A 20322-nucleotide genomic window follows, 5' to 3' on the forward strand; every position below is an offset into this window, starting at 1 on the left:
AGGGGGATCGGATGCGATCTCCATTCACTTCCAGTGTTGGCAGGCGTATTTTGTCCGAGGTGGTTCAACCGCTCTTGCGCCTTCGCTCAGCGTTGCCTGGAACGCTCATCCTGTTGTCGTCGGCCCTGCTGCTCGGCGCCTGCATCGTTACGGCCGACCAGTCGATCGAAGCCGACCCGAAGGATCCGCGCGCGCAGGACATTGCCGACAAGATCCGCTCCCTCGATCTCCAGCCGCGGCAACCTGCAGATGCAGGCCCAAGTGGCTTGGCACAGGCCAAATCGTCGAAACCGGCGATCTACCTCAGCGATGGTGCAACGCCGCAAGGCGGCGGGCTGGTCGAACGCGACGATGGCGGCGGCAGCGGCTACGACCTCAATTTCGAGAACGCACCCGTCGCCACCGTGGCGAAGGTCATCCTGGGCGACGTACTCAACGTCGGATACACGATCGACCCGCGCGTGCAGGGAACCGTGACGCTGGCCTCGGTGCGCCCCGTGCCCAAGGCGGATGCGATCTACGTGCTGGAGAACGCTCTACGCATGTCCGGTGTCGCGCTGGTCCGTGACCGCACAGGCTATCGCCTGCTGCCGGCGCCGGAAGCCGGCCCTGGCGGCATCGACCGCTCGGTGAACGCCGCAGCCGGCCAGGGCATCACGGTGGTGCCGCTGCGCTACGTCTCGGCCCAAAACATCTTCAAGCTGCTCGACGCCTTCGGCGTGAAAGCGCAGACGATGCGCCCCGACACGGCCCGCAACACGCTGATCGTCAGCGGCAGCGGCACCGAGCGGGCGACCGCGGTGGACACCATTCTCTCCTTCGATGCCGACTGGATGCGCGGGCAGTCGGTCGGCATCTTCCCGGTGCGGAACTCGACGCCGGAGCCGCTCATCTCCGAGATCGAGAAGATCATGGATTCCGGCGAAGGCGGCCTGAGCCAGAGCGTGATCAAATTCCAGCCGATCGGCCGTCTCAATTCGATTCTCGTCGTCAGCCAGAAGCCGGAATATCTCAAGCGCGCGCAGACGTGGATCGCGCGGCTCGACCGTTCCGACACCGACGGCGTGAACCTGAAATCCTATCCGCTGCGCTACGGCAATTCCAAAGCGGTGGTGGCGTTGCTGAACGAGATCCTGTTCAGCCAGAGCGCCTCCAGCACGTCCTCGCTCGACAATTCCGCAGGCCAGATCTCACCGGGCTCGGGCATCGCGACGTCCTCGTCCGGGACCAATCCAATCGCCTCGCTCAGCGCGCTTCCGACCGCAGCCGCGGGCGCCGCTACCCCGGTCACCGGCGCTCCCGGCTCGTCGCTGGCCGCGCGTCCCGCTCCTTCCGCCTCCGGCGTGCCCGGGCAGGACAACGGCTCCGGATCGCTGCTCGGCACCGGCGCAAAGCCGGTCAACAATGCGATCCTGCAAAACGTGCGGATCACGGCCGACGTCAGCAACAACGCGGTGCTGGTCTACGCCAACGCGGAATCGCAGCGCATTGTCGAGCAGACCATCCGGCAGATCGACCGGCCGCAGCGCCAGATCGCGATCGAGGCCACGATCGCCGAGGTAACGCTGAACGACGCCTTGAACTACGGCGTCCAGTTCTTCATCGCCAGCAAGCACGGCTCGGTCTCCAACGTCATCGGCGGCGTCAGCAACAGCGCTGCGGTCGGCAGCAACATCGAGCAGCAGACCAGCGCGGTCAACGCCGCCGCCGGCGCGCTGCTGGGCCGCGCGCTGCCCGGCTTCAACTTTCTGATCGGGGCGGAAAACTCCCCGCGCGTAGTGCTCGATGCGCTCCACAACGTCACCGCCGTCAAGGTGCTGTCCAACCCCTCGCTGGTCGTGCTGGACAACCAGCCGGCGACCTTGCAGGTCGGGGACCAGGTGCCGTTCTCGACCGGCACCGCGACCGTGCTCACCGCGAACAACACCGTCGTCAACACCATCGACTACAAGAACACCGGCATCATCCTGCGCGTACTGCCGCGCGCCAATGCCAACGGCAACGTCGTGCTCGACATCGAGCAGGAGATCTCGAGCGTGGCCGCCGGCAGCACCGGATCGTTGACGCCGACGATCTCGCAGCGCCGGGTCAAGAGCTCGATCGCGGTGACGAGCGGCCAGACCGTGCTGCTCGCCGGCCTGATCAGCGAGACCGAGAACAAGCAGCGTCAGGGCATTCCGATCCTCGATTCCATTCCAGGCGTGGGCGATGCGTTCTCGCACCAGGGCAATACGCGCGCCCGCACCGAGCTGATCCTGTTCATCCGCCCGACCGTCATCAAGGACGGCGTCGATGCGCACGTGATCGCAGAGGAAATGCGCAGCAAGATGAACAGCCGCCTGGTCGGCACCAGCAATCCCGTGGTCACCGTGAGCCCGCCCAAGGCGGCGCGCTGAGGCGTGAGCGATCGGACGGCGAAGGTCGGGGCGGGCCCGCCGCTCGTGCTCGGCACGAGCCTGCTGGCCGGCGTGATCGCAAGCCTCGTCGCGGCTCCGGGCGCCGAAGGCCTGTACGGCGCGTTCCTGGCCGCCCTGATGCTTGCGATCGCGACGAACGATGCCCGCGACTACCGCATTCCGAACGCACTGACGGCCGCCGCCTTCGCGCTCGCCATGCTTCGTGCCGGCGCGTTGGTGCCCGATACCGGCGCCGAGGCGCTGCTCTGGCCGCTGGTGCGCGCGGCGTCCGTGGCGTTCCCGCTCCTGCTGCTGATGGCGGTCTACCGGCGCTGGCGCGGCCGGGACGGGCTCGGCCTCGGCGATGTCAAGCTCGCCGCGGTGTGCGGCGCCTGGCTCGATCTTGCGACGGTCGCCGCAGTGATCGAGCTTGCCGCACTGCTCGCGATCGGCGCCTATGTCGTCAACGCGGCGCTGCAAGGCAAGCCGCTGCGTGCGACGGCGTTCCTGCCGTTCGGGCTATTCCTGGCGCCGGCGATCTGGATCGGTTGGCTGGGCGAGACCTGGTACGCGAACTGGCTCGGCAGCTGGCCGTAAAGGCCCTGCCTTCAAAAACTTTCGAAAACAACCCCATGCACAGTAGGCGGGGCCAGCTTTATCAATGACTTACCAGGACGCGGCATTCGCCTACGGATTTTACGAAGCGATTTGACGCGTCGGGCAAAACACCGGCAGGATATCATCGTGACGATGCGGCCCGCACCGGGCACCGCTTGCCGGCGGGCGGCCAAGGCGTGGCGGTCAGTGCTCGCGGCTCGGCGCCCATTCCAGCGCGCGCAGACGGGCCTGTGCGATCTCGCCACGCGTCATCTTGGTGGTCACGGCATCCCGGATCCGCGCCCGCGCCTCGCGCACCTGCGGCGGCGCCGCGGCGGTGGCCAGGTTGAGCCATTTGGAGGCCTCGACGATATCCTGCGGCACGCCCTGGCCACGGTCATAGAGCAGCCCCAGCGAATATTGGGCGCGGCTGTCGCCCTGCTCCGCCGCGCGACGGTACCACATCGCCGCTTCCGTGTAGTTCTGCGGCACACCGCGGCCGGTCTCGAACAGCATACCGAGATAGGATTGCGCAGCCGCGTCGCCGCGCTCGGCGAGCGGGATGAAGATGCGCGATGCCGTCGCATAGTCCTGACGATGAAAGGCTGAGACGCCCTGGCGGACCGATTGGGCCTGGGCGGGAATCGCGAAGGCGAGCGCGAGCAGCATGGCGGCACAACCCCACCCAAGTCGCGTGAAGCCGCGCATCCGCGGCACCGCACGGCAAAATCCCGGATTCCGGCTGTCGAGGGTCTGCATGCGACCGTCTCTCCCTGCGTAGGCAGCCAGACTAGTCCGCAGGCATCCCGAAATCCATAGCGCTGCCGGACACAAGAAAGCCCCGGGCGCATCGCGCCCGGAGCTCGTCGATTGAAGCAGTTAAAGCGAAGCTCTAGTGATAGCCGCCAGCGGTCGCCGGCGTCGTGTCCGGATTGTTGCCGTTGATCTGGTTGTCCAGGTACGACAGCACGTTACCCGTCGTCGCCGCGCCGAGATTGTTGACGATCATGGAGCGGCCAATCCGAATCCCCGCAGCGCCGCTGAGCGCGATGCCCGTGCTCAGATTCTCCGAGATATTGCTGTTGTTGACCTGAACGTTGGACGTTCCCTGCACGCTCAAGCCGACGAAGTTGTTGTGGATCGCCGTATTGTTGATCAGGGACCTGGAGCTGCCGCCGTTGGTGTTGATGCTGATGCCGGCGCCGGCGGCCGCGGTACCGTTGTGCGAGATCACGCTGTCGCGGATCATGAGCATGGAGTTGAAGTTCGAGGGGTTGACGAAGACGCCGACGCCGTTCGCACCGTTGAAATCCCTGATGAAGCAGTGCTCGATGACCACCGAGGCCGCCTGGACGATGTTGACGCCCTTGAGCCCGGTGCCGGCGCCCTCGATGTCGAGTCCGCGCAGCACGATGTGATCCGTCGCCGCGGCGTTGACGTTGACGCCATTGGTGCCCGAGCCGAGGATGCTGCCGACGACGCCTTCACAATAGATCGTCATGGCCTTGGTGATCGTCACCGTGCCGAAGCCTGCGGAGTCGAGGCAGTTGATCTCGCCGCCCGCCGCGGTCTTCGAGATGGCGCCCGCGAAGGTCTTGCACGGCGCGGTGCGGCTGCACGGATTGACGTCATCGCCGACACCGGACACCCACGTTCTGGTCGCCTGGGCGTGAGCCGGCTTCGACGCAGCGAACGGCAAGAGCAATCCCAGGACAAGGGTCCATAGAGCAATTCTACGCATTTCAAACCTCCAAATCGAATTGAAAATCTAACGTTGTTGGCACGCTGGCGCTTGTGGAGAAGCTGGAGACTAGTGATAGCCACCGGCAGTTGCCGGCGTGGTGTCGGGGTTGTTGCCATTGATCTCGTTGTCCAGGTACGACAGCACGCTGCCCGTCGTCGCTGCGCCGAGATTGTTGACGATCATGGAGCGGCCGATCCGAATCCCCGCAGCGCCGCTGAGCGCGACGCCCGTGCTCAGGTTCTCCGAGATATTGCTGTTGTTGACCTGAACGTTGGACGTTCCCTGCACGCTGAGGCCGACGAAGTTCTTGTGAATCGCCGTGTTGTTGATCAGAGACCGCGAACTGCCGCCGTTCGTATTGATGCTGATTCCGGCGCCGTCGGCCGCGGTGCCGTTGTGCGAGATCACGCTGTCGCGGATCATGAGCATGGAATTGAAGTTCGTGGGGTTGACGAAAACGCCGGCGCCGTTCGCGGCGTTGAAATTCCTGATGAAGCAATGCTCGATCACCACCGAGGCCGCCTGAAGGACGTTGACGCCCTTGAAGCCGGTTCCAGCGCCGTCGATGTCGAGCCCCCGCAGCACAATGTGGTCGCCCGCACCCGCATTGACGTTGATGCCGTTGATGCCGAGCGTGGCGAGGACACCGCCAACGACGCCTTCACAATAGACCGTGATGGCTTTGGTGATCGTCAGCGTGCCGAAACCGGCGGAGTCGAGGCAATTGATCTCGCCGCCCGCCGCGGTCTTCGAGATCGCCCCGGCAAAGGTCTTGCAGGGGGCGGTGCGGCTGCACGGGTTGACGTCGTCGCCCACGCCGGACACCCACGTGCGGGTGGCCTGCGCATAAGCCGGTTGCGATGCGATCACCGGTGCGAACAATCCTGCAAGCAGGGCCAAGAGTGCAATTCTACGCATTTCCGAATCTCCCGAGATTAAGCTGGGATACCAGCTCGTTGCCATGCACAAGTCTTCGCTGTCCTAGCCCGCGCGCCGCGCGGCCTACGGCATCATCAGCTTTCAGATTTCGCAGAGACCTCCCCCGCCGCTTTGCGGCGCTCGCAATACGGCCTTCGTGTTCAAATGATTGGAGACGCAACGCTATTGGGAAAGAACAGAAACAGACTTTTGGCACACCACGCCGCACAGAAGTTGCACGACGGAACGCAGGCCATCTAATGGTCGCACCGGATCAGACAAGGTTCAATCGAATAGCTCCCTTTTGCAGAGAATTTTTCATCAGGAACTTGCCCGCGAAGATCGTAGCTCCCGCGTTGGGAGGTTATCGGCCAGCTGTGACAAGGAAATGATCGGTCTCGGCCGGATCTCGCGAGACGGACGCCATCAGCTCAGCAGGAAGCCGGAGGCGTGCAGATTGTGAAGCACATCCATCAGATTGTCGGCCACGACGTTGTCGTGACCTGCGGGTTGCGTCCATTGCTCGGACGCGGTCTGCAGATCGGCTGGCGCGGGCATAGGATCCGGCGGCTCCGACGGCCCGGACAATGTAGTTCCGCCCGCATTCTGGTTGAAGACAAAGCCGCCGTCGACGATCGCGACAGGCGCTGCGCCCACGGCGCCGTCCCCGTTCAGGTCTTGGTGGAATACTGGCTCGAGCGCCTTGAGGCGGGAGTCCGTTCCAGGCACTTCGGGCGTGAGCGTCGATGCGAAATTGCCGTTGCTGTCGGTGCTCCAGACCGAGAAATAGCCAGTCGAGGCATTCTTCCAAGCGATGTCATAGCCACCGCCCGAGACCTGTTCGGCGGCAACAGGCGACCAGGCACCGTGATTCCCGGCAATCACCGGCGCCCCGCCGTTCTTCAGGACGGGGCCGGTGCCGCCGGCGGTCGGATTGAGATTGTAGTTGCCGGCACTGAGGACCAAGCTGGTGCTACCCGCATTCTCGATCGTGACGCTCGCCGGGCCGCCCGATGCGCCGACGCTGCCGTCGCCGTTGAGATCCTGGTGGAACGATGTCTCCAGCGAAATCAGTCGGGAGTCCGTTCCAGGCACTTCGGGCGTCAACGTCGACAGGAAGTTGCCGTTGCTGTCGGTGCTCCAGATCGAGAAGTAGCCGGTTGAGACGTTTTTCCAGGCGACGTCATAGCCGCCGCCCGAGACCTGCTCGGCCGCAACAGGCGACCAGGCACCGTAGTTGCCGGCAACGATGGGCGCGCCACCGTTCTTCAGGATCGGACCGGTGCCGCCTGCGGTCGGATTGAGATAGTAGTTGCCTGCGCTCAGGACCAGGCTGGTCGTGCCCTGAGCTTCAATGGTGATCAGTGCAGCACCGATATTGCCGTCGCCGTTGAGATCCTGATGGAAGGACGTCTCAAGCGAAATCAGCCGGGAGTCCGTGCCAGGCACTTCGGGCGTCAGCGTCGACAGGAAATTGCCGTTGCTGTCGGTGCTCCAGATCGAGAAGTAGCCCGTCGAAGCATTTTTCCAGGCAACGTCATAGCCTCCCCCTGCAACCTGCTCGGCGGCCACGGGCGACCAGGCACCGTAGTTGCCGGCAACGATGGCCGCTCCGCCATTCTTCAGGATCGGGCCGGTGCCGCCGGCGGTCGGATTGAGCTGGTAATTTTGGGCGTCGAGGACGAGCGCTGTCGTGCCGACGGATTCGAGGGTGAGAGGACCCATGAGCGTCGATGTGGCGACCGTCTGGTCGGCAAACTGGAAATACTCGACGCTGGCGACGGTATCGGTGCCATCAGGCGATCCGCTGCGCAGGTCAACGAGGGTGAAGCTCTGTGTCGCCGCGTTGTAGGAAACCGTGTAGTTGGCCCGGTTACCCGCATACACAGCGGTGTCGGTGCCCGCCCCCCCGATGATGGTGTCGTTGCCCGAACCGCCGGTGATCTTGTCGTTGCCGCCGGCGCCGTTCAACGTGTTGGCGATGGCGTTGCCGACGATCGTGTCGTTGCCGGATCCGCCGGTGGCGTTGTCGATGTAGGAGCGCGCGTCGTTGTTGTAGAGGTAGGCGTTGTAGACGTTGCCCGAGGCGTAATGGCCGTTGCCGAGATAGGCCAGCTGCACGGAGGAGAACACCGACGACGCACCGGGATTGAGATTGATGCTCAGGTTCGTCGTGTAGTTCGACAGGTCGTAGGTATCGATGCCGCCGCCGTCCCAAACCGTCTCGTAGATGCGGTTGGCCGAGCCGCCGGCGCCGCCGCCGGGTGCGAGCTGGCCGACGCCGTTGACGAACTCCTGCCCCGTGGTCGGATTCCAGGTGTAGACGGTGTTGCTGCTCTGGGTCGTGTAGTCCGCACCGTACATGGTCTGGAGCGCGAGGATATCGTTGGCCATGTAGGTCTGCGAATATCCGTACGCTTCGTTGGTGTAGCCGCCTGTCGTCGAGGCGCCGACATAGCTGCGATAGCTCATGACGGTGTATTCGCTGTCGTCATGCGCGCTCGGCACCGCGACGTTGGCGGGGCCGCCGGCCTCCTGGCTGTGCTTGAGGCCGAAGGCGTGGCCGAGCTCGTGCAGCGCGGTGGTGAAGTAGTAATTACCGAGCTTGGCCAGCGAGAAATTGTATTGCGTGCCGAACCAGATGTCGCCGCCGGACGAATAATTGCCGGGGTAGTAGGCGTAGGCGGTCGGATTGGCGGCCGGCGACTGCGCAACCATGATGTCGGCGCCGTTCGTGCCCGCATATTGGATGTCGGCGTTGGTATAGCTCAGAATGAGCCCGACCGCGTAGTTGATCGCCGCCTGGATCTGCGTCGGCACGGATGCGAAGCCCGACGTGGTCGGCTCGCCGTTGCCGCCGCTGTAGGGATTGGAATAGTCGCTCGGCGCGTCAGGAAAGCTGTAGGTGATCGTGCCCGACCATTTGACGCCCGACAACAGGCCGTCGATCTCGGCGTTGTTGGTGGCACTGACGTTAACAGCGGTAGCCAATTCACTCTCCAAAGCAACGCGTCGTGTGATTCGCCGCGGGGGCACATGATTTTAGCTAGAGAGTTAAACGTTTGGTTTAAATGGGGCAGCGGCGTTTGCGCTGCTCCCATAAGGCTGTGTTAGCCATTAAATACCGTAGAGATACGGAACGCGAGCATAGAGTTTGTTCCCGGAACGCCCGTAATTTGCAGGGTTTCATGAAACGACGCACACTCAGCCTGTTTGGCGCCTTGATTGCGCTTGCCGGACTGTCCCATCAACGTCTCGGAGGACTGCCTGTGATGGTGGAGAAGGCCAAGGCAGAGGACAGCAGCAAGGCAAGGCGCGCGCCCTCCATGCCGATGGCGCGAGATCCTGCCGCTGCGGTGGCAGAGGAATATGAAGCTGCCCGCCGGAAGGGAACGCGGGAGGCCCTTGAGCTCTTCATTGCGCGCCACGGCGATGATCCCCTCGCGGCGCAGGCGCGCGCCGAATTGAAGCGCCTGTCGCGCTGATCTCGCAGCCCTCAGGCATCGCATTTCGGCAGGCGGCATCGGCGCCGGCCCGGCTTGTCGCGTGATCTCTGGGCACTATGGTAGGCCCGCAATCTATCCCGGAGCCTTTCACGATGCCCTTCCCGCATGCCTCGGAAGCCCTGTCGCGCTTCACCGTGCTCGATCTGACCCGTGTCCGCTCCGGGCCGACCTGCGTGCGACAGCTCGCCGACTGGGGCGCCAACGTCGTCAAGATCGACGCGCTGACCGAGGATGCCGGCGGCGAGCAGCCGGGCGGGCCGCGCCGCGGTTCCGACTTCCAGAATTTGCACCGCAACAAGCGGGCGATGACGCTGAACCTGAAGGACGAGCGCGGCCTCGCATTGTTCAAGCGCCTCGCCGCCAAGGCCGACGTCGTGGTCGAGAATTTCCGGCCCGACGTGAAGAAGAAGCTCGGCATCGACTACGACAGCCTCGCCGCAATCAACCCGCGCATCGTCTATGGCAGCATCTCCGGCTTCGGCCAGGACGGCCCCTACCACAAGCGGCCCGGCTTCGATCAGATCGCGCAAGGCATGGGCGGGCTGATGTCGATCACCGGCGCGCCGGGCGAGGGGCCGATGCGGGTCGGCATTCCCGTCGCCGACCTCACCGCGGGCCTGTTCTGCGCCATGGGCATCCTCACCGCGCTGCTCGAGCGCGAGGTTTCGGGCAAGGGACAGTGGGTGCAGACCTCGCTGCTGCAGGCCCAGATCTTCATGCTCGACTTCCAGGCCGCGCGCTGGCTGATGGAGAAGGAGGTCGCCAAGCAGGCCGGCAACAACCATCCGACCAGCATCCCGACCGGCGTGTTCAAGACCTCGGACGGCTACATCAACATCGCCACCACGGGCGGGCGGATCTGGGAGCGCTGCGCGCAGGCGATCGGCGCACCGGAGCTCTATGCCCATCCCGACTATGCGACCGCCCCTGCCCGCTCCAAGAACCGCGATGCGCTCAACGCCGAGATTGAGAAGCGCACGGTGACGAAGTCGACCGAGACCTGGGTCCGCGAGCTCAACGAGGCCGGCGTGCCGTGCGGGCCGATCTACGCCATCGACCAGATGTTCGAGGACGCGCAGGTCAAGCATCTCGGCATCGCGCAGGACGTGCCGAATGACGAGGGCCGGCAGATCCGCCTGGTCGGCCAGCCCGTGACGCTGTCGCGCACGCCGAGCAGGATGGTGGCGCGGCCGCCGGAATTCGGCGAGCAGACCGACGAGGTGCTGAAGGAGTTCGGCTTCGGGGCCGACGAGATCGCAAGGCTCCGCGACGCCAAGGTGGTGTGAACCTCACGCGCCCGCCCGCAACGACAAAGCCCGGCACGAGGCCGGGCTTTGCTTGTTGTGGACGCCTTGGTTGATCTCAGTACTTCGCTTAGTACTTGGCGACCACCGGGCCGGCGAACTGGTAGTTGATGCCGGCGCGCAGGATGTGGTCGGTGAAGCGCGACGAGACGCTCGCGCTGATCGGCAAGGCGGGTGACAAGCTGAACGGGCCGGACGAGAAGCGGCCGAGATCCATGTAGAGATATTCGAGCTTGGCGCTCCAGTTTTGCGTGATCTTGCCTTCGACGCCTGCGCCGACAGTCCAGCCGACGCGCGTCGTGGAGCTCGAGCCGACCGCCGCAATCGGGCCGAAGGGCGCGACAAGGCTGAAGCTGGAGATGGTGCCCGTGGTCTTGATCTCGCCGAAGGCCACACCGCCGGTGCCGTAGAACAGCACCTTCGGGGTCGCCAGGATGCCGACGCGACCGCGAACCGTCCCGAACCACTCGAGCTTCTGGTCGACCGTCAAGGTCGTACCGGCCAGGCCGCCAGGCGGAAGGAATGTAAAGGTGGGAAGACAGGGCCCGGCGACCGGCGCGGCGGCAGTGCCCACGCAGCTATAGCCGGCGCGGCCCTTCTCATCCGACCATTGCAGGTCGCCCTCGATGCCGAACACCCAGTTGGAGCTCTGCCAGTTGTAGCCGGCCTGGCCGCCTGCGATGGCGCCGTTCATGTCGAACGAGGCGCTGGTGATGGAGCCGGCCGGCGGCACGATCACTGCACCAGTCGCTGTGTTGGTGTAGGTGACGTCGCTGCGCGAACGGCCCCAGCTGTAGCCGGCGTTGGCGCCGACATAGAAGCCCGTCCAGCTCCAGACCGGATCGACGATAGGCGCCTTGACATAGGGCTTTGCCGCGAGATCGGCGGCCAGCGCGCCGGTCGCAAACAGCGACATCGCGGCCGCCATTCCAATCACTATCCGTTTCATGGAGAATTCCCCCTTGCACGATCTTGTGATCGAAATATACGCGCATCCTCACCCGAGGGCTGTGCCGCCGCGGCAACATTCGGAAACAATCGAACCCGCGGTGGTATCCCGGCCGAAAAACCACCTTTGCGTTCAAGTCATTGATTTAAAAAGATATTACCCTGCATCCTAGGGCGATGTCGTCCTGGTCCCATGCGTCAACCCGACCCGGGCGAAGAGATTGTCGATCACCGGCCAGAACAGCAGCAGAATCGCCAAGGTTGTGATCGAGCCGACCAGGCCGTTCGACCAGAACACCTTCAAGGTGCCGCCGGAGCCGATCATCGACAGGCGGAAGGCATCCTCGGCACGGTTGCCGAGCACGAGCGCCAGGGTGAACGGCGCCAGCGGAATGCCGATCTTCTTGAAGACGTAGCCGACCACGCCGAAGCCGAGCATCAGCCAGATGTCGAACATCGCGTTCTGGATGGCATAGGCGCCGATCGCGCAGGACACCACGATCATCGGCGCCACCGCCGCGAACGGCACGCGCAGGATCGAGGCGAAGATCGGAACCGTCGTCAGCACCAGCACGAGGCCGACGACGTTGCCGAGATACATCGAGGCGATCAGCCCCCAGACGAAATCCTTGTGCTCGACGAACAGCAGCGGCCCCGGATTGAGCCCCCACACCATCAATCCGCCGAGCAGGATCGCGGCGGTGCCCGAGCCGGGAATGCCGAGCGCCAGCATCGGCAGCAGCGCCGAGGTGCCGGAGGCATGCGCCGCCGTCTCCGGCGCGAACACGCCCTCGATGCGTCCCTTGCCAAAACCCTCGGGCTCCTTGGCGAAGCGCTTTGCCAGATTGTAGCCCATGAAGGAGGCCGCGATCGCACCGCCCGGGGTGATGCCGAGCCAACAGCCGATGAAGGAGGAGCGCAGCAGCGTCACCCAGTATTTCGGCAGGTCCTTCCAGACGCCGAGCACGACGCGCAGCGAGATGCTAGCCGCATGTCCGCGCAGGGCAAGGCGCTCCTCCATCGTCAGCAGGATCTCGCTGATGCCGAACAGGCCGATGACGGCGACCAGGAAGTTGATGCCGCGCAAGAGTTCCGGCGAGCCGAAGGTCATGCGCAGACTGCCGGAGACCGTATCCATGCCGATGCCGGCGAGCAGCAGCCCCAGCGACATCGAGATGACGGTCTTGTGCTTGGCCTCGCGCCCGAGGCCGACAAAGGAGCAGAAGGTCAGGAGATAGACCGCGAAGAACTCGGGCGGGCCGAATTTCAGCGCAAAGGACGAGATCATCGGCGCGAGGAAGGTGATCAGCAGCACCGCGACCAGCGAGCCGACGAAGGAGGAGGTGAACGCCGCGGTCAGCGCCTCCGCCGCCCTGCCCTGCTGCGCCATCGGATAGCCGTCGAAAGTGGTCGCGACCGACCAGGCTTCGCCCGGGATGTTGAACAGGATCGAGGTGATGGCGCCGCCGAACAAGGCGCCCCAATAGATGCAGGACAGCATCACGATGGCCGAGGTCGGGTCCATCGTGAAGGTGAGCGGCAACAGGATCGCAACGCCGTTGGGGCCGCCGAGCCCGGGCAGCACGCCGACGAAGATGCCGAGCACCAGCCCGACCATCATCAGCACGAGCGTCTTCCACGTCAGCAGGACGGCAAAGCCGTGGAGCAGGAGACCGAGAGCTTCCATCGCGCTGCGCCCCCTAGCGGCCGAGGGCCGCTTCGAGCGGCCCCTTCGGCATGATGACGTCGAAGGCGACGTCGAAGGTGACGAACATGAGCGCCGTGAACGCGAACGCGGTGAGCAGCGACTTCCACAGCGCGATCCGGCCGACGAGCCGCATGAAGCCTGCGATCAGGAGAAAGCTCGCGACATAGAGGCCGAGGAACTGGGTCGCCAGGCAGAACAGCAGCGTCGGCACGAACACCGCCAGCACGCGGCGGCCTTGCGCGCGCGTGACGAAGGTCCCCGACGAGGCGCGCCGCGCCAGCAGTGCCGCGATCAGCCCGTAGAGGCTGCCGCCGGCGAGAATGACGGACAGATAGAACGGGAAATAGCCGGGCTCGGGCCCGGTCGCATCCCAGGATGCGCCGGTGCGCCAATTGTCGTAGCCGAGCGTGACCGCGAGCGCGAGCAGCAGCAGGCAGACGACGATCTCGATCGTGCCGGAAGAGACGACGGAAGGGGAATCGTCTTCGGGCGCGGTGGGATCCTCGACGACGATTTCGATATCGGTTTGGGACATGCTGAAACAACAACGCTGTGGCCAATCCCCTCTTCCGGCTTGCGGGGCCGCGACGAGCTTCGCTCGCGCTGAGAGGGTTAGGGTGAGGGGGAGTCTCCGCGGAGACGGTGAAAGTTGGACTCGTGGAGAGTCCCCCTCACCCGGATCGCATCTTCGATGCGATCCGACCTCTCCCCGCAACCGGGGCGAGGCGAAGGAAACCGGCTACTTCGCGACGAAACCGGCTTCCGTCATCAGCGACTTGTTCAGCGCATCGTCTTCCTCGAGGAACTGCACCATGTCCTTGCCGGTGAGGAAGATCGGCTTCAGGGCCTGCTTCTCCATGTACTCCTTGTACTCCGCCGTCTGCGTCACCTTGTGGAACAGATCGACGTAGAACGCCTGCTGCTCCGGCGTGACCTTGCCGGGCAGGAACATCGCGCGCAGCATCAGATATTGCACGTCGACGCCCTCCTCCTTGCAGGTCGGGATGTCGGCCCAGGACTGCGTGTCGGTCACCTTGGTCGTGTAGGAAATGCGCTCCCTGTCGAACACGCAGAGCGGCCGCACCTGGCCGGCGCGCCAGACTTCGAGATTTTCGGACGGGTTGTTGACGTTGGCCTCGGTGTGGTTGCCGACCAGCTGGGTCGCGGCCTCGCCGCCGGACTTGTAGGGCAGATAGGAGAATTTCGCGCCGGTTTTCTGCTCCAGGAACACGGTGAGCACGTGGTCCTCGCGCTTGGAGCCGGTGCCGCCCATCTTGAACGGCGCGCTCGCGGCCTTCGCCGCCGCGACGAAGTCCTTCACCGTCTTGGGGCCCGCGCTGTTGTCCCACAGCACGAACTGGTCGAGCGCGACCACGGAGACCGGCGTCAGATCGCGCCAGTTGAACGGGATCTTCGCCGACAGCGGCAGCATGTAGATCAGCGAATAGGCGATCAGCACCTTGTTGGGATCGCCCTCGCTGGACTTCATGTACATCAGTGCTTCCGCACCCGAGGCGCCGCCCTTGAGCGAGACCACGATCGGCTGCTTCATCAGATTGTTCTTCTGGATCGCGGCCTGCATCATCCGCGCCATCTGGTCGGAGGCGCCACCCGCGCCCGCCGCCACCACGATCTCCACCGGTTTCGTCGGCTCCCAGCCCGCAACAGCCGGCGTGCCACAAACCGCCATTGCGAGCGCAATTGCGGCCTTCATTCCATGTCCCACGTGCGTCTTCCCTATCTTCTTGTTTGCATTGGAAATTCGGCGATGAATTCAGCGCCCATTGTGCTGGCGAATCCGGCCGAGTTCAAGCCATCCCGCGTCATCCCACTTATGACTTTGGAATGAGGGCGGCGCGGCGCTCGAAGGCGCGGGCCTGCCTGGGCCCGCGCCTCGCCGCGATGACTGGGATCTAGACGACCAATATGTCGTGCTGATTGAGCAGCACGCCGCTCTGCAGCGTGACCAAGGCGACCGCGGCGCCTTGCGTCCCGTCGGCGCTGAAATAGAGCGTCTGGCTCGCGGTGTCGAAGTGGAATTGGGAAGAGCCCGAAAACACATCGTCACCGGAGCTTTCGAACGTCACGTCCATCCCTCCCGTCAACCCGCCGCCGAACCCGCTCGCCGAGACCGCGATCCGGTCGTGCTCGGTGGTGTTGTTGAAATCGCCGACCGTGCTCGGACCGGACGGCTGCAGGAAGGCGAAGCTGTCGTCGCCACTGCCGCCCGTCATGACATTGCCGCTCGCGGTGGCGATCAGGACGTCGTTGCCGCCGCCCCCGCTCATCGTCTCGGTGCCGTTGGTGGCGATCAGGATATCGTCGCCGCCGGTGCCGGTCAGCGCGGTCGCGCCGGCCGCGTTGTTGACGATGGTCGCGGTGGCAATATTGGACGAGGTCGTGGTGCCGTCGGAGGTCGTGTAGCTGAACGAGCCGCCGAGCGTCGCGTCGTCGCCGAAGAAGGCATTCCCGAACTGGAAGGCGCTGCCGCCGGAGCTCGCCGTAATGGTGCCGAGCGACAAATGGTCGATGGTGTCGGGATCGGTGTCGTTCATGGCGAGTGCCCAGCTCGGGATCTCGACGGTCGCGTTGGCGCCGACATCGGTGATGACGGTCTCGCCGACCGCACTCGGCGCGTCATTGGTGCCGATGATGGTGACGGTGACGTCCTGCGTGGTCGAGCCGCCATTATTGTCGGCAATCGTCACCAGATAGTCCTGGGTCAGGGTCTGCCCCTGCGCCAGGAACTGGATGTCGGCATTGTCCACGGTGAAATGCCAGGCGACCGATCCCGTACCGCCGGCCTCGCTGACCGGATCGAGCGAGAACGTGCCGACGTAACCGCCGTCGCTCGGCACGAAGCTTGCGCTGTGCGTGTCGCCGGGGTCGACGTCGGAGAACGACAGCGCGCCTTGCGTGGATTCGGTGGCGGGTCCCGTCGCCGGACTGACGTTGACGGAATCGAGGATCATGCCGGTGCCGTCGTCCTCGTAGGAGAACTGCAGCAGCGTCGAGGACAGCAAGCCGTCGCCGAGCACGTCGAAGGAATAGTGGTTGACGCCGGACGGCACGTTGGCGAGCGACAGGATGGTCACGCCGTCCCACGACACCGTGAACGGCGCGTTGACGCTCTCGGGGTCGCCGATGACGTCGAAGCTGACGAAATAGTGCTGGCCCGGCGTGGTCGCGACGTTCTGCGACAGCGTTTCCGGGCTGCTGTTCGCCAGCAGCTCGACCGAATAATGGCCGAAGCTGCCGCCGAGCTCGAGCTGCGTGACGTGGATGTGCCCGCCGCCGCTCACCGTCCAATTGGCGAAATTGCCGGTTTCGAAATCGCCGTTGAGGATCACCGGCGGGCCGGCGTCCTCGGTGACCGAGCCGCTGAGATTGGCCGCCGTGACAAGCGGATTGTCGTTGGCACCGGCGATGTCGAAGGTCAGCGTGGTCGAGGCCTGATGGCCCTGGCCGTCATCGACCGTGAAGGTGAACTGGTCGGTGACGCTGTCGCCGGCGAGAAGCGCGTCGACCGAGGCATCCGCGACATAGCCGTAGGAGCCGTCGGCGTTGAGCACCAGCGTTCCATGCGCACCGGCCACCGCAACGCCGACATTGGCGGCACTGCCGTTGACCTCGGTCACGGTCCGCGGCGTGCTCAAATCCACCGGCTGCGTGATGTCGAAGATGGCCCCCGTCGCGATCGCCGTGCCGGCATCCGGGCCCGCGGTATCGGACGCTGCAACCGTCAGCGGCGTCAGCACCAGCGGATCGGCCGCGCCATCGATGGTGACGGTGACGGTCTGGGCCGAATTGATGAAGCCGTCCCAGACGTTGACGGAATATTGCACCGTCAGCGTCTCGCCGAGGCTCAGGAAATCGAGATCGGCATCGGCGATGCTGAAGGTCCAGTCGATGCTGCCGGAGCCGGTGCCGGTGGAATCGTGCAGCACGGTGGCGAGCGCCGATTGCAGGTCCACCAGAGTCTGCGCCGGGACGGCGAAAGGATTGGCCGACCACACCGCGGAATCCAGCACGACGCTGACCGAATGCGTGTCCGACAGATCGACGTCGCCAAAGCTCAGCGTGCCCGTCGGCACCGGGCTCGTCGTGTCGGGCGACGGCGACCCGGTCACGCCCGGCTGCTCGGACAGCGCGGCGGATCCCGGTCCGCTCGTGATCACCGGCGCGTCGTTGGCGCCGGTGATGGCGACGGAGACGGTCTGGGTCGCGCTGGTCGAGCCGTCCGCGACCGTGATGTCGTAGGTCACCGTCAGCGTCTCGCCAGCGGCGAGATAGTCGAGATCCTGATCGGCAATCGCAAAGTCCCAGTCGATGCCGCCGCTACCGGTGCCGGTGGAATCGTGGAGCGTCGTCGTCAGCGCCGCCGCGAGATCGGCCTGTGTCGCGGCAGGCGGTGTCGGCCCCGAGACCGAGTCCAGCGTCGCCGTGACCGTGTGCGTGTCGCTGGTGTCCGCGTCGGTGAAGGCCAGCGTGCCGGCCGGACTGGTTGGTGTCGTGTCGAGGACCGGGGAGCCGGTGGTGGCGTCCTGCTCGGCCACGGTCGAGGATTGCGGTCCACTCGTGATCACGACCGGCTCGTTGACGCCGAGGATCGTGATGGTGACGTCCCGGGTGGTGGCGGCTCCGGAGGGATCGGTGACGGTGACGTGATAGACGAGCTCGAGCGTCTCGCCGCCGTTGAGGAAACCGGCCGAGGAATTTGGAAACGCGAAATTCCAGTCGACCTCGCCGATCAGATGACCGGTCGAGTCCTGGAGCGAGGTACCGAACGCGGCGAGCAATTGCGCATTCGTCAGGGGTATCGCGCCGCCGCCGGAACGGCTCGCCGTGACCGTCGTCGAGACGATGTGCGCATCGGCAAGATCGATGTCGGTGAAGACCAGGCTGTCATGCGCGGTGAGATTGCCGGCCGGGTCGACATTCTGATCCTCGACGAGAGCGGCCGATTCCGGGCACGACAGGAACAGCGGCCCGTCGTTGGTGCCGACCACCGTCACCGTCACCGTCTGGGTCGAGACTCCGCCGGCATGATCGTCGAGCCGCACGGTGTAGGTGATGTCGAGATGCTGGCCAGCGGCCAGATAATCGAAGGCGAGATCGGGCGCGGAGAAGGTGGTGTTGATGGTTCCGGTCGAGGAGCCGGACGCCTTGATGACGTTGTCGACGTGGAAAAACGACATCAGCTCGGCAGTGCCGAACGGCCCCGGCAACAGGCCCGCGGTGGCACCGGAGGCGGAGACGGCCGTCACGGTCGCGGTGTGCCCGGTGTTGGCGAGATCGTCGTCGGTGAAGTTGAGCGCGACGTGAACCGTGTCGGGCGAGAGCGACAGCGTCTGATTGGTCTGCTCGGTGACGGTCGCCGCCGTCGTCATGTTGATGACCGGCTTGTCGTCGGTGCCGGTGACGCTGATCTTGACCGTCTGGATGGCGAAGCCGCCGTGATTGTCGAACACCTTGATGTCGTAGGTCAGGACCAGCGTCTGGTTCTTGGCGAGGAAATCGAAGTCCTCGTCCGCGTCGCTGAAACTCCATTTGAGCTGGCCCGAGCCGTTCGCATCGCTCAGGATCTGCGATTGCATCGCGGCCTGGAAGTGCGCGAGCGACGCTGCCGGGACCATCGTTCCGCCTGATACCACCGCGGAATGCAGCGTCGCCGACGTCGTATGGGTGTCGGTCCTGTCGCTGTCCCTGAAGCTCATCGTCCCGGACAGCGTGTGCAGCGCGGTTGAATCGTTGAGGTTGGCGAATTCGGTGAAGCTGCCTGTTGCGGACGGCGAGGTGAAAACCGGCGTGTGGTTGGTCATGGAAAAATCCCTGCCTGCGTTGCCATGGAGGCGCCGCCGCAGGTCAATGCGGCGACGTGACTAATCGGTCTGAGAAATCAGACGAGACTCGACGGTCTTGCATCAAAGCGATGGCTTAAGGGGTCTTGGTTCAGGACCTTTGGTTGCTTGCGAGACCGAGCCTGGGGGTCAGGATGGTCAGCAATGAATTTTGGCGCGGCTCGCGTGGTCGAAATTACGTCGCTAGATCTACAGTTCAATTTCAGTTCAATGACGTCTGGTTGCAGCACGGCCGGTCAGAACGCCCTCACGCAATTCACGTCACTCAATGTGGATGGAAGCCAAGATCACTTGCTTGCCGGCCGTTCGACAGGAAAAAACTTCAGAAGGTGGAATGCAACCTGCGCGATCTTACGCATGAGCCCCTCGCGCCGTCAACGTAGCCGTGCAGATTCGGGCGCACGCAATCGCCGTTCCGAACAGTGGAACCGTTTGATGGATTTGTGACAATTGCGATCTGCAGCGACCGCCGACGGTTGCCGTCCAGCAGTTTGCCTAGCGCGCCGCGTCCTGCACGACGCAGGTCGGACTGAGGCGGGGCTACTTGCCCTTCCAGACCGGCGCCCGCTTGTTGAGAAAGGCGTCCATGCCCTCGCGGAAATCTTCGCTCATATAGGCTTTCAGGATCAGGTCCTCGCCTTCCTCGCGCGACAGCGTGCGGCGGATGCGGCGCACGGCTTCCTTGGTCGCCTCCAGCGTCAGCGGCGCGTGGCTGGCGACGAGCTTCGCGGTCTCGTCGGCACGGCGCTGCAGCGTCTCCACGTCAGGCACGACCTCATTGAGCAGGCCGAGCGCCAGAGCCTCCGGCGCCTCGACCAGGCGCGCCTTGAAGATCAGGTCCTTGGTGCGGGCCGGACCGACCAGCGCGACCACGCGGCTGACGTTCGACATCGACAGGCAATTGCCGAGCGTGCGCGCGATCGGAAAACCGATCCGCGTCGTCTCGGTGCCGATGCGAAGATCGCAGCAGGCTGCGATGCCCGCGCCGCCGCCGGTGCAGGCGCCGGCGATGGCCGCGATCACGGGCACGCGGCACTGCTCCAGCGTGCCGAGCACGCGGTCGATGCGCGCCTCGTAGTCGAGCGCATCCTGCGCGGTCTTGAAGGCGCGGAACTGCGAGATGTCCGTGCCGGAAGCAAACGCCTTGTCGCCCGCGCCGGTCAGGATCAGCGCCTTGATCGAACGGTCGGCGTTGATCTCCTCGCAGATCTCCGCCATGCGGTCATACATGGCGAAGGTCATGGCGTTGCGCGCCTGCGGGCGGTTGAAGGTGATCCGCGCGATGCCGTCCGTGACGGAGTAGAGCAGGTCTTCGTTGGTCGTCGTCGGTGCGTTCATCG

At 64.7% G+C, this 20322-nt stretch carries 15 protein-coding genes; 5 read left to right on the forward strand and 10 right to left on the reverse strand.

Annotated features, from left to right (window positions below):
* Positions 1–11 precede the first annotated feature (11 nt).
* Positions 12–2396, forward strand: a complete 2385-nt coding sequence (gene gspD, locus XI05_RS21445) for a type II secretion system secretin GspD (protein WP_442869303.1) — start codon at positions 12–14, stop codon at positions 2394–2396.
* Between the two features lie 3 nt (positions 2397–2399).
* Positions 2400–2993: a prepilin peptidase gene (locus XI05_RS21450; RefSeq protein ID WP_271505340.1), complete on the forward strand. Its 594-nt coding sequence runs from the start codon at positions 2400–2402 to the stop codon at positions 2991–2993.
* Positions 2994–3197: 204 nt separating this feature from the next.
* On the opposite strand, the gene XI05_RS21455 is transcribed toward XI05_RS21450, so the two are convergent.
* The 4 genes from XI05_RS21455 to XI05_RS21470 all read right to left on the reverse strand — a co-directional run bounded on the left by XI05_RS21455 (position 3198) and on the right by XI05_RS21470 (position 8646).
* Positions 3198–3752 (reverse strand): tetratricopeptide repeat protein, encoded by a 555-nt coding sequence (locus tag XI05_RS21455; protein ID WP_271505341.1) that lies wholly within the window; start codon positions 3750–3752, stop codon positions 3198–3200.
* 133 nt (positions 3753–3885) lie between these two features.
* A complete protein-coding gene (locus tag XI05_RS21460) occupies positions 3886–4734 on the reverse strand; it encodes a right-handed parallel beta-helix repeat-containing protein (RefSeq protein WP_271505342.1) in 849 nt (282 codons plus the stop codon).
* Between the two features lie 69 nt (positions 4735–4803).
* On the reverse strand, positions 4804–5700 hold the full coding sequence (locus tag XI05_RS21465; protein WP_271505343.1) for a right-handed parallel beta-helix repeat-containing protein: 897 nt from the start codon (positions 5698–5700) through the stop codon (positions 4804–4806).
* A 381-nt stretch (positions 5701–6081) separates the two neighbouring features.
* Entirely contained in the window at positions 6082–8646 is a 2565-nt protein-coding gene (locus XI05_RS21470) for a M10 family metallopeptidase C-terminal domain-containing protein (protein WP_271505344.1), read from the reverse strand.
* 197 nt (positions 8647–8843) lie between these two features.
* Between XI05_RS21470 and XI05_RS21475 the strand changes: the two genes are divergently transcribed.
* Both XI05_RS21475 and XI05_RS21480 read left to right on the forward strand, forming a co-directional pair.
* Complete coding sequence (locus tag XI05_RS21475; protein ID WP_271505345.1) at positions 8844–9140, forward strand: hypothetical protein; 297 nt, start codon at positions 8844–8846, stop codon at positions 9138–9140.
* A 113-nt stretch (positions 9141–9253) separates the two neighbouring features.
* Entirely contained in the window at positions 9254–10447 is a 1194-nt protein-coding gene (locus XI05_RS21480) for a CaiB/BaiF CoA transferase family protein (RefSeq protein ID WP_212255483.1), read from the forward strand.
* 88 nt (positions 10448–10535) lie between these two features.
* On the opposite strand, the gene XI05_RS21485 is transcribed toward XI05_RS21480, so the two are convergent.
* The 5 genes from XI05_RS21485 to XI05_RS21505 all read right to left on the reverse strand — a co-directional run bounded on the left by XI05_RS21485 (position 10536) and on the right by XI05_RS21505 (position 18943).
* Positions 10536–11414, reverse strand: a complete 879-nt coding sequence (locus XI05_RS21485) for an outer membrane protein (protein WP_212255481.1) — start codon at positions 11412–11414, stop codon at positions 10536–10538.
* A 168-nt stretch (positions 11415–11582) separates the two neighbouring features.
* Positions 11583–13100, reverse strand: coding sequence for a tripartite tricarboxylate transporter permease (locus XI05_RS21490; RefSeq protein ID WP_212255479.1), 1518 nt, complete (start codon positions 13098–13100; stop codon positions 11583–11585).
* Positions 13101–13113: 13 nt separating this feature from the next.
* Positions 13114–13656: a tripartite tricarboxylate transporter TctB family protein gene (locus XI05_RS21495; RefSeq protein ID WP_271505346.1), complete on the reverse strand. Its 543-nt coding sequence runs from the start codon at positions 13654–13656 to the stop codon at positions 13114–13116.
* 204 nt (positions 13657–13860) lie between these two features.
* The gene (locus tag XI05_RS21500) at positions 13861–14835 is read right to left on the reverse strand and encodes a Bug family tripartite tricarboxylate transporter substrate binding protein (RefSeq protein ID WP_271505347.1); all 975 of its coding nucleotides are present in this window, start codon (positions 14833–14835) and stop codon (positions 13861–13863) included.
* A 199-nt stretch (positions 14836–15034) separates the two neighbouring features.
* Entirely contained in the window at positions 15035–18943 is a 3909-nt protein-coding gene (locus XI05_RS21505) for a beta strand repeat-containing protein (RefSeq protein ID WP_271505348.1), read from the reverse strand.
* Between the two features lie 183 nt (positions 18944–19126).
* Between XI05_RS21505 and XI05_RS21510 the strand changes: the two genes are divergently transcribed.
* A complete protein-coding gene (locus tag XI05_RS21510; RefSeq protein WP_271505349.1) occupies positions 19127–19429 on the forward strand; it encodes a hypothetical protein in 303 nt (100 codons plus the stop codon).
* Between the two features lie 93 nt (positions 19430–19522).
* On the opposite strand, the gene XI05_RS21515 is transcribed toward XI05_RS21510, so the two are convergent.
* On the reverse strand, positions 19523–20320 hold the full coding sequence (locus tag XI05_RS21515) for an enoyl-CoA hydratase/isomerase family protein (protein WP_271505350.1): 798 nt from the start codon (positions 20318–20320) through the stop codon (positions 19523–19525).
* Between the last annotated feature and the right edge of the window lie 2 nt (positions 20321–20322).

The organism is Bradyrhizobium sp. CCBAU 11357, assembly GCF_028128865.1.
Lineage (GTDB): Bacteria > Pseudomonadota > Alphaproteobacteria > Rhizobiales > Xanthobacteraceae > Bradyrhizobium.

Excerpts from the sequence above, each read along its gene's own strand:
- XI05_RS21475 (WP_271505345.1), top strand. The coding sequence starts at position 8,844 with ATGAAACGACGCACACTCAGCCTGTTTGGCGCCTTGATTGCGCTTGCC.
- XI05_RS21455 (WP_271505341.1), bottom strand. The coding sequence starts at position 3,752 with ATGCAGACCCTCGACAGCCGGAATCCGGGATTTTGCCGTGCGGTGCCG.
- gspD (WP_442869303.1), top strand. The coding sequence starts at position 12 with ATGCGATCTCCATTCACTTCCAGTGTTGGCAGGCGTATTTTGTCCGAG.
- XI05_RS21460 (WP_271505342.1), bottom strand. The coding sequence starts at position 4,734 with ATGCGTAGAATTGCTCTATGGACCCTTGTCCTGGGATTGCTCTTGCCG.
- XI05_RS21505 (WP_271505348.1), bottom strand. The coding sequence starts at position 18,943 with ATGACCAACCACACGCCGGTTTTCACCTCGCCGTCCGCAACAGGCAGC.
- XI05_RS21480 (WP_212255483.1), top strand. The coding sequence starts at position 9,254 with ATGCCCTTCCCGCATGCCTCGGAAGCCCTGTCGCGCTTCACCGTGCTC.
- XI05_RS21515 (WP_271505350.1), bottom strand. The coding sequence starts at position 20,320 with ATGAACGCACCGACGACGACCAACGAAGACCTGCTCTACTCCGTCACG.
- XI05_RS21500 (WP_271505347.1), bottom strand. The coding sequence starts at position 14,835 with ATGAAGGCCGCAATTGCGCTCGCAATGGCGGTTTGTGGCACGCCGGCT.
- XI05_RS21465 (WP_271505343.1), bottom strand. The coding sequence starts at position 5,700 with ATGGCAACGAGCTGGTATCCCAGCTTAATCTCGGGAGATTCGGAAATG.
- XI05_RS21510 (WP_271505349.1), top strand. The coding sequence starts at position 19,127 with ATGAATTTTGGCGCGGCTCGCGTGGTCGAAATTACGTCGCTAGATCTA.
- XI05_RS21490 (WP_212255479.1), bottom strand. The coding sequence starts at position 13,100 with ATGGAAGCTCTCGGTCTCCTGCTCCACGGCTTTGCCGTCCTGCTGACG.
- XI05_RS21485 (WP_212255481.1), bottom strand. The coding sequence starts at position 11,414 with ATGAAACGGATAGTGATTGGAATGGCGGCCGCGATGTCGCTGTTTGCG.
- XI05_RS21495 (WP_271505346.1), bottom strand. The coding sequence starts at position 13,656 with ATGTCCCAAACCGATATCGAAATCGTCGTCGAGGATCCCACCGCGCCC.